Source organism: Halanaerobium sp., assembly GCF_003070835.1.
On the sequence record NZ_QBLR01000128.1, the window covers coordinates 1 to 9,603 of the forward strand.

Sequence of the window (9,603 nt, forward strand, 5' to 3'; positions counted from 1 at the left end):
AAATTTGAAATTGAAGATCTAAAAATAATTTTGAGGACTATTTTAATGGAAAACGAAGAAGATTATCTCAGTGACAATTTGATTTATATAGATCGTAATCAAAAAATTAATTTTAATAATCTTATTCAGGCTTCTTCCTATGAAGAAATACAGGAAGTGCTGAAAGAACTTCATTATGCTGAAATTTTAGACGAATTTGCCGAACAGTACCAGCAGAATAAAAATTTATTTCAAATAGAAATGACCCTGGACTTTCATTATTTTTCACGGCTTAATGACTTAGCGGCAGAGTTTTCAAATAAAGATCAAAAATATTTTAATAAGATTATAGGAACCCAGATTGACCTCTTAAATATTCAGTGGATTTACAGGATAAAAAAATATTATAACTTATCATCTGGTGAAATATTAAATTATATTATTCCATTTCACTTTAAAATTACAAGAGAAGAACTCAGAAAGATGAGCCAGGTAGATAATCCAAATAATTTAGTTAAACAAATCTCTTATGCTCCCTATCAAAGGCTGCTCGAAAAGGCAGTTGAAGATGTAAATAATATTTTTGAGCGATTTTTTTTGAATTATATATTTATGCAGCTGCAGCAGATTAAATCTGAAAGTTTTTTTACGATTTCAAATATACTTGCTTATTTATATCTGAGAGAATATGAACTGAGAGATATAATTACAATTATTGAAGGGATTAGATACTCACTACCAGATGATCGAATTAAAAACTTTTTGATTAGAAAGGAGGTGTAATTTTGGGAATAAAGAAAATGAAAAAGTTTCAGATTTTAGGCTTGAAAAATAAAATCGATTTAATAACTGAAGAAATAGTAAAAAATAGTCAGATAGAACTTCTGAAAAAAGAGAAAATTAATAAGGATTTCAAATATGACCAGGTTGAAAATTTCTATAAACCTTATTTCAACAGGCTGAATAAAATTATGGACAGCCTTAATTTAGATCAAGAAATAAAAAATATTAATTTTGAGCAGCTGAATAAATTTAGTTTGGAAGAACTTGAAGATTTTATTAATCCGATTGAGAAAAAGATTAATAAATTAGAAAGAATTACTAAAAAACTGGATGCTGAAGAGAAGAGATTAAACAATCTAATTAGACACGTCTATGTAATGCGGAATATAGATATAGAACTTCAGAGTTTAAAAAATTTATCTTATGTCACCCTGATTTTTGGCAGTTTGAGTCAAGAAAGATATAAGCGGTTGATTGAAAATGTTACCGAAATTCCGATTCTTGTCTTAAAAGTAAATGAAGATCAGGAAAGAGTATGGTTTTTTACCTTTGCTAAAAAGAATTATCAGCAAAAAGCACTTGATATATTAAATTCAGTCAACTTCAACCGGATTGAACTTCCGGACAGAGTTAAAGAACAGCCTAAAGATATTCTAAATCAATCGAGACATCGTCTTGATAAGATTGAGATTATCAGAGATCAAATAAAGCTTGAATTTAAGAAATTAAAACACCGCTATCAGCAGCATTTATTCGAATATTACCGGCAGGCATTAATATTTAATAGAATTACAGATGTAAATAACAGTTTTTATGGTAAAAGTGATTATTTCTTTATTACAACTGGCTGGATAAGTGAAGAAAATGAAACAGAATTTGAAAAGTTAATTTCAAATAAATATCCAGAAGTATTATACAGCAGTCAGGAAGTTGAGTTTGCTGAAGAAGAGCCGCCAACAATTATTGAAAATCCAGACTGGATTAAATCTTTTTCTTCTCTGGTTAAGTTATATGGGCTGCCCAAATACGGAGAAATTGATCCATCATTATTTTTTGCTTTAAGTTATATATTATTATTTGGAATAATGTTTGGTGATTTAGGACAGGGTTTAATTTTTGTTCTGCTTGGTCTGGCTGTTTATAAAAATAAAATTAAGTTTATCACTGATCAGGGTATAGGCTATATATTAATTTCACTGGGATCTTCTTCGATGCTTTTTGGTACATTTTATGGAAGTATATTTGGAATGGAAGATCTGATACCAGCACTTTTAATCAGGCCGATGGAGAATATTATGGTCTGGCTCGGATTTACAGTTATGATCGGAATCTTTCTTTTGATCATATCAATGATTTTTAACCTGTTTAATTCGTTTAAAAATAAAGATTACAAGGAGGCATTTTTTTCTGACAGCGGTTTAAGTGGTTTAATTTTATACCTCTTTCTGCTTTCAAATTTGGCTGCTTACGGTCTGCAGAATAGTCTTTTAATACCGCTGCCATTAACTTTAGCTGTAGTAATAATTTTATTACTGCTTATATTTTTTAAAGAGCCGCTTGGTAATTTACTGGTTGGAAAAAAATTCAGTGTTGATAAAAAGATATCCGAATATCTGCTGGAGTCTATTTTTGAACTTTTTGACTCTGCCTTAGGATATTTAAGTAATACGCTTTCTTTTTTAAGAGTTGGTGCTTTTACCTTAAACCATGTTGGTTTGTCAATGGCAGTTATTATCTTATCTGAAATGGTGAGTAATAGTGCCGGCAGCCTTTTAATTTTGATTGCAGGTAATATAGTAATTATGGTTTTAGAAGGTGTTGTTGTTGGAATTCAGATCTTAAGACTGGAGTTTTTTGAGATTTTTTCAAAATTCTACAGCGGAAGTGGAAGGGAATTCAAACCGCTGAATATTGAATAATTTTTAAAATATTATAATAGGAGGAAATAAAAATGATTTTAAGATTATCTTTATTAAGTTTATTTATTACAGTATTTATTGGGGGAGTAATTATGTTCAAAAAGACTGAAAAAAGATGGGTTAAATACTCGGTTTTAAGTGTAAGTCTGGTCCTGCTGCTGACCTTTGTAATTTTAGGTTCCAATATTGCTCTGCCTCAAAAAGTATATGCTGCTGAGGCAGCTGTTAATTCTACTTCTAATAATTTAGGCCTTGGTTATCTAGCGGCCGGACTGGCAGTAGGTATAGCTTCTATAGGAGCTGGTATTGCTGTAGGAATTGCTGGCTCAGCAGCTATCGGTGCCATCAGTGAAAAACCAGAAATTTTAGGTAGGGCTTTAATTATCATTGGATTAGGTGAAGGTATAGCTATATATGGATTGATAATTTCTATTATGATCCTGGGAAGATTATAGGGCTTAGATTATGAAAATATACTGCATCAGTGATAATATTGATACCAATATTGGTCTAAGGCTGGTTGGAATTGATGGTAAGGTGATTCATGAAAAGGAAAAAGTTATAGAAGAGATTAATAGAGTCAGGAAAGAGGAAGATATAGGAGTTCTTTTAATTACAAGAAAATTAGCAGAAATGGTACCTGATATAATTGATGAGTTAAAACTTTCTGCAGATCTTCCTCTGATCCTTGAGATTCCAGATCGACATGTTGATCCTGAGGAAGAGCCTGAATATATTACAAAATATGTTCAAGAATCAATAGGAATAAAAATTTAAGAAAACTAAGCGTGCCATATTCGATGCATAAATTCAGAGTTATCCTTGCGCTTATAAAAGAAAACTCAGTAAAAGAGGTGAGATATGAGTGGATATTGCAGAAAAAATAATGGCCATTGAGACTGAAATAATTGATGAAGTTAAAGAAAAAAATGATAGTCAAATTGAGAAGAAGAAAAAAGAACTAAAAGCAAGATATGATAAATTTCAAAAAGAACTGGAAAAAAGACAGTCAAATACATTGGAAAAATATAAAAGCAGAGCTGAACAGAAAAGAGAACAAATAATATCCAGAGCTATTCTGGAAAAGAAAAATTCAAGGCGAAAAAAATTGAATGATTTAATCAATGATTTTATCGCTGAGCTGCACAGCAAACTAAATAATTTTTCCGATCAGAAGGATTATTGTTTGTTTATTTTTAATTCAATAAAAGAAGCAGCGGTTGAATTGGATGATAGTGAATTTATAATTTTATTGAGAAATCAGGATCAAAATTTGATAGCTGATTTAGAAGAGTTCCTGGAGAAAGAGATGGAGAATTATAAATTTGAATTTGAGCTGACAGATAAAATTAAATTTGGAGGCTTCATAATAAAAGCAAAAAATAAACAGCAGTTAATTGAAAATACTTTCAATGCTTTAATTGATTCATTCAGGGAAGAAATTGCAATAGAATTAAAGAATAAAATTCTTTGATGAAAGCAGATAAATTGATTAGGAGTTGGTAAGTGTGGAAAAACAGGGGAAAATAACCTTTATCAATGGACCGGTTGTTGAAGCGGAAAATATGACAGGCTATATTATGAGAGAGCTGGTTTATGTTGGAAAACTTAAGTTAGTTGGAGAAATAATAGAACTTGATGGTGGAACAGCTACAATTCAGGTTTATGAGGAAACAAGTGGAATGAAACCCGGAGAGCCAGTTTATTCAACCGGGCGTCCACTTTCTGTCCAGCTTGGGCCAGGTATTATCGGCAATATTTTTGACGGTATTCAGCGGCCCCTCCCATTTTTAGAAAAGAAAAGTGGACCTTTTATCGAAAGAGGTGCCAAGGTAAGTGCTTTAGATCCGGAAAAGGAATGGGAATTAAAAGTGCGGGTTGAAAAAGGTGATTATCTTAACTCAGGTCAGATTGTGGCGGAGTTGGATGAGACTTCAGTTATTACTCACAAAGTAATGGTTCCTCCTGGAAAAGAAGGTGAAGTGATCGAGCTGGTGCCTGATGGAAGATACTCGATTGACCATGTAATTGCAAAAATAAAAGATAGTGAAGACAATATAACTGAGATAAAGCTTTATCAGGAATGGCCGATTAGAAAACCAAGACCATATAAAGATAGATTGGAATTAGGAGAGCCGCTGCTGACGGGTCAGCGGGTACTTGATACCTTTTTTCCAATTGCCAAAGGAGGTACAGCTGCAATCCCAGGAGGATTTGGGGCCGGTAAAACGATGACCCAGCACCAGCTTGCTAAATGGTCAGATGCAGATATAATAATCTATATTGGCTGTGGTGAACGGGGAAATGAAATGACAGATGTTCTGGAGGAGTTTCCAGAGTTAACAGATCCTAAGACTGGTAAATCAATGATGGAGCGAACAGTATTAATTGCCAATACATCAAATATGCCGGTTTCAGCTAGAGAGGCCAGTATTTATACCGGTATTACTCTGGGAGAATATTATCGTGATATGGGTTATAATGTGGCAATTATGGCAGATTCTACTTCCCGCTGGGCAGAAGCTTTAAGAGAAATTTCAGGGCGTCTGGAAGAAATGCCTGCAGAAGAAGGTTTTCCAGCTTATTTACCTACCAGACTGGCTGAGTTTTATGAAAGAGCAGGTTATATTAAAACTCTTGCAGGTGAAAATGAAGGCTCAATCTCACTAATTGGGGCAGTATCTCCTCCTGGTGCAGATTTTTCGGAACCGGTTACTCAAAACACCAAGAGATTTGTCCGCTGTTTCTGGGCTCTGGATAAATCACTTGCTGCTTCCAGACATTTTCCAGCAGTAAGCTGGCTTGACAGCTATAGTGAGTATTTAAATGAGCTTGAGCCCTGGTTTAAAGATAATGTAAATGAAGAATGGCTAAAGTTGAGAAGCAGGGCAATGTCTCTATTAAAAGAAGAGTCGAGACTGCAGGACATAGTTCAGCTGGTTGGAGAAGATGTTTTGCCTGATAACCAGCGTCTGATTTTAGAGGTGGCAAAGTTGATTAAAATTGGGTTTTTACAGCAGAACGCTTTCGATGATATTGATAGATATTCGGATATAAATAAACAGTACTGGCTTTTAAAGATAATACTATATCTTTATGATCAGGCAGAGCCACTGGTAAAGGAAAATGTACCAATCAGTCAGCTTAAAAATGATGAGTTATTTAACAAATTATTAAGATTAAAAAGTACAGCTGCCAATGATGAAATAGATAAAATAAAGGAATTTCGGCAGGAGATCGATGATTTTTATCAACAGCTTGCTGATAGTTATCAAAAATAGTGGGGGAGTATATAATGTTAAAAAAAGAGTATACTGGACTTGCTAATATTAATGGTCCATTAATTGTGATAGAAAATGTTGAAGATGTAGCTTATGATGAAATGGTAGAGATTACTGCTCCGGATGGAGAGGTAAGAAAGGGAAGAGTTCTCCAGGTTAGTTCAGATAAAGCTGTAGTTCAGGTTTTTGAAGGCAGTACCGGCCTAAATATCAATGAAAGCAGAGTTAAATTTCTTAAAGAACCAATGAAGGTTGCTCTAAGCAAGGATATTCTGGGTAGAGTTTTTAATGGAGTTGCTGAAGCAACTGATGGTGGTGGTCATATTTATTCTGAAAATAAATATGATATTAATTCCAAACCTATGAACCCCTATTCCAGACAGTATCCAAGAAATTATATTCAGACTGGAGTTTCTGCAGTAGATGGTTTAATGACTTTAATTAGAGGCCAGAAATTACCTATTTTTTCGGGAAATGGTCTGCCTCACAATCAGCTTGCAGCTCAAATCACAAGGCAGGCAAAACTGGGTAAAGATGATGAAAAATTTGCAGTAGTTTTTGTGGCGATGGGTATCAAGCACGATGAAGCAAGATATTTCATTAATAGTTTTGAGGAAAGTGGGGTCCTCCAGAATGTTGTTATGTATCTCAATTTGGCTGATGACCCTTCAGTAGAAAGAATAATTGCACCTCGAGTTGCCCTAACTGCAGCCGAATATCTTGCCTTTGAAGAAAATATGCATATTTTAGTTGTGATGACTGATATGACAAGTTATTCTGAAGCATTAAGAGAACTATCATCCAGAAGGGGAGAGGTTCCGGGGCGAAAAGGCTATCCTGGTTATCTTTATAGTGACCTGGCCAGCCTTTACGAAAGAGCAGGGATGATCAAAGGAAGAGATGGCTCGATAACTCAGATTCCAATCTTAACAATGCCTAATGATGATATAACACATCCTATTCCGGATCTAACAGGATATATAACAGAAGGACAGATAGTTTTAAAAAGAGACTTATTTCAGCGGGATATTTATCCTCCAATAAATATTTTGCCCTCACTTTCTCGTTTGATGAAAGACGGCATTGGAGCTGAATACACAAGAGAAGATCACTCAGATATTTCAAGTCAGCTATATGCTGCTTATTCACATGTTAATGAGGTTAAGTCCCTGGCCTCAGTAATCGGAGAAGACGAGCTTTCGGAAACAGATCAAAAATATCTTGAATTTGGAAATAAGTTTGAAAATAATTTTCTGAATCAGGACAAGTACAGCAGCCGTAATATTGAGGAGACTCTGTCTTTAGCCTGGGATTTGGTTTCTGAACTTCCTAAACATGAACTGGACAGATTATCCGAGGAAATGCTTGATAAATATTACAGGGGGAAAGATGAAAATGGAGAAACTTAATATATCTCCAACTAAAAGCAATCTTTTGTCTACAAAGAGTTCTCTGGAGCTGGCAGAAGAAGGTTATGAGCTGCTTGATAAGAAAAGAAATGTATTAATTAAGGAAATGATGGAAAGAATTGATGAAGCAAAAGAAATACAGTCTCAGATTAACCAGTATTTCTATAATGCCTATGAAGCTCTGCAGATTGTTGATATTACTCAGGGAATAAAAACAGTAGAGGAAATTGCAGCTGGAATTGATTTAATAGATAATCTAAAAATACGAACTTATAGTGTAATGGGGGTTGAAATACCAGAAGTGGAAGAATTATCACAGGAAATTTCTCCCCACTACAGTTTTTATAAAACTAATCTGGCATTAGATAGAGCCTATAAGAATTTTCAAAAAGTAGTTTATTTGATCAGCAGACTTGCTGAAATAGAAACTTCTGTCTACAGGCTTGCTACTTCAATCAAAAAGACTCAAAAAAGGGCCAATGCTTTAGAAAATATTTCGATTCCTCGTTATAAAAATACAGTTAAATTTATCGAAGATCGCCTGGAAGAAAAAGAAAGAGAAGAATTTTTCAGGATGAAATTACTCAAAGAAAAACTATAACTAAAAAACCTCTCTCTATTTTATTTCAGAGAGAGGTTTTGTGTTAAGCTTCTTCAGCTTCTGTAAAAAATTCAATTTCAGCCCATTCCATTTTGAGGAATCTTTTAATTACTATCAAAGCAACAATTATAAACGAGATAATTTCGGCAATCCAGACTCCTGCCACTCCATAATTGGAGACAACTATTAAGTAATAGGAAAGGGGGATAAAGATCAGCCAGAGTCTAATTATTGTGATGTACATAGCTCCTTTTGTATCTCCTGCACCTCTTAAAGCTCCAACCATAATTATTACAAAAGCTAAAAAGGCCTGGTTTAAAGCAACTATTTTTAATATTGGGGCAGAGTAATTAATTACCTGAGCTTCTGTTGTAAAAATTTTAAGAGCAAATACTGGGAAGATCAAATAAATTAAAGCAAGACCTGTTCCCAGCAGAGCACCCATTACTGCTGCTGTTAAACCGCTTTTTAGAGACTCATCTGCATTATCTTCACCCAGGTGTTTGCCAACTATTGTAGTTGCGGCAATCGCAATCCCTATGGCCGGCATAAATGAAAGTGATTCAATGTTTAGTAAGATTCTAAATGATGCCTCTGCTGTAGTGTCCAGTTTAGAAATAAAAATTCCATTAACAAAAAAGGCTACCTGCATAAAGAGCTGCTCAATACCGGCAGCATAACTTAAGTTAATAAGCGGTTTGAAGATTTTGGTGCTGATTTTCATCCAGGTGGGATGCAGTTTCAAAATACCTCTGCTGCTGACAAATAAGCTCAAATAAAGTGCTGCTGAGATAAAGCGGGCAAAGGCTGTAGAAATTGCAGCTCCAGCAATGCCTAATTCAGGAAAGATCCAGAATCCTGTAATTAAAATATAATTTCCTATTATATTTAAGATATTGGCAACTCCTGTGATATACATTGGAGTTTTAGTATCGCCAGCACCTCTTAACGAAGCGGCTGAAGCAAAAGAAATGAACATAAAGACCTGTCCTATAGCAATGTATTTTAGGTATGTTGTTCCATATGCTTTAACTACTGCTGTAATATCGTAGACATTTAAAATCAATTCTGCAAAAAAGAAAGTAAACGCTGTTATAATCAAACCTAAAATAATATTCAAAGTAAGGTTTTCGTTCATAATTTTATTCATTCTTTTTTTATTACCTTCACCATAACTTCTTGAGACCATAGCTGTGGCTCCAGCATTAAAGGCGGAAAAAACAAAAATTAAAGTAAAAATAATCTGATTGGCAAAACCAACTGCAGCCAGGGCTTCTTTACCAATGAAACGGCTGATCATTATCGTATCGGCCATTCCGACCAGTGTATTTAAAGACATCTCCAGCATGGCCGGTAAAGCAAGCATAAAAATAGTTTTTGCGCGTCTGCTGCTGTTTTTAGTTAATTCTAGTTTCATAATCTTTCATCCTTTGTTTATATTTATATATTTTTTGGATGTGAGAGGACATAAAGTTACCATCCATCTCTTATCTTAGCATATAATTTAAAAATATAAAAGAGTAATTATTAATTGAGCTTTTTGCTTTGTACAATTTTTTCTTAAAAAAGAATAAAAAATTTGCAGTAAATATCTCCAATAATAATTAAAACTCTTCATTTCAGACACATAA

Annotated in this window: 9 protein-coding genes; 8 read left to right on the plus strand and 1 reads right to left on the minus strand. The window is 34.0% G+C overall.

Annotated features, from left to right (window positions below; translation table 11 throughout):
* The 8 genes from CI949_RS12500 to CI949_RS12535 form a co-directional block, all read left to right on the plus strand.
* A partial coding sequence (locus CI949_RS12500) for a V-type ATPase subunit (RefSeq protein WP_290767005.1) occupies positions 1 to 762 on the plus strand: 762 nt, incomplete at its 5' end.
* A gap of 2 nt (positions 763 to 764) precedes the next feature.
* Complete coding sequence (locus tag CI949_RS12505; protein WP_133530241.1) at positions 765 to 2,681, plus strand: V-type ATP synthase subunit I; 1,917 nt, start codon at positions 765 to 767, stop codon at positions 2,679 to 2,681.
* A 32-nt stretch (positions 2,682 to 2,713) separates the two neighbouring features.
* The gene (locus CI949_RS12510) at positions 2,714 to 3,136 is read left to right on the plus strand and encodes an ATP synthase subunit C (protein ID WP_208108966.1); all 423 of its coding nucleotides are present in this window, start codon (positions 2,714 to 2,716) and stop codon (positions 3,134 to 3,136) included.
* A 10-nt stretch (positions 3,137 to 3,146) separates the two neighbouring features.
* The gene (locus tag CI949_RS12515; RefSeq protein ID WP_133530239.1) at positions 3,147 to 3,458 is read left to right on the plus strand and encodes a V-type ATP synthase subunit F; all 312 of its coding nucleotides are present in this window, start codon (positions 3,147 to 3,149) and stop codon (positions 3,456 to 3,458) included.
* A gap of 88 nt (positions 3,459 to 3,546) precedes the next feature.
* On the plus strand, positions 3,547 to 4,155 hold the full coding sequence (locus CI949_RS12520; protein ID WP_133530238.1) for a V-type ATP synthase subunit E: 609 nt from the start codon (positions 3,547 to 3,549) through the stop codon (positions 4,153 to 4,155).
* 34 nt (positions 4,156 to 4,189) lie between these two features.
* Positions 4,190 to 5,962, plus strand: coding sequence for a V-type ATP synthase subunit A (locus CI949_RS12525; RefSeq protein ID WP_133530237.1), 1,773 nt, complete (start codon positions 4,190 to 4,192; stop codon positions 5,960 to 5,962).
* Positions 5,963 to 5,976: 14 nt separating this feature from the next.
* Positions 5,977 to 7,371, plus strand: a complete 1,395-nt coding sequence (locus CI949_RS12530) for a V-type ATP synthase subunit B (RefSeq protein ID WP_133530236.1) — start codon at positions 5,977 to 5,979, stop codon at positions 7,369 to 7,371.
* Positions 7,358 to 7,972, plus strand: coding sequence for a V-type ATP synthase subunit D (locus tag CI949_RS12535; RefSeq protein WP_166637129.1), 615 nt, complete (start codon positions 7,358 to 7,360; stop codon positions 7,970 to 7,972). The genes CI949_RS12530 and CI949_RS12535 overlap by 14 nt, the downstream gene beginning before the upstream one ends.
* Before the next feature lie 43 nt (positions 7,973 to 8,015).
* Here the strand turns inward: CI949_RS12535 and CI949_RS12540 are convergent, their stop codons facing one another.
* Positions 8,016 to 9,389, minus strand: coding sequence for an MATE family efflux transporter (locus CI949_RS12540; RefSeq protein ID WP_133530234.1), 1,374 nt, complete (start codon positions 9,387 to 9,389; stop codon positions 8,016 to 8,018).
* Positions 9,390 to 9,603 lie beyond the last annotated feature (214 nt).

Coding starts and splice junctions, on each gene's coding strand:
- CI949_RS12510 (WP_208108966.1), top strand. CDS start 2,714: ATGATTTTAAGATTATCTTTATTAAGTTTATTTATTACAGTATTTATT.
- CI949_RS12515 (WP_133530239.1), top strand. CDS start 3,147: ATGAAAATATACTGCATCAGTGATAATATTGATACCAATATTGGTCTA.
- CI949_RS12530 (WP_133530236.1), top strand. CDS start 5,977: ATGTTAAAAAAAGAGTATACTGGACTTGCTAATATTAATGGTCCATTA.
- CI949_RS12535 (WP_166637129.1), top strand. CDS start 7,358: ATGGAGAAACTTAATATATCTCCAACTAAAAGCAATCTTTTGTCTACA.
- CI949_RS12540 (WP_133530234.1), bottom strand. CDS start 9,389: ATGAAACTAGAATTAACTAAAAACAGCAGCAGACGCGCAAAAACTATT.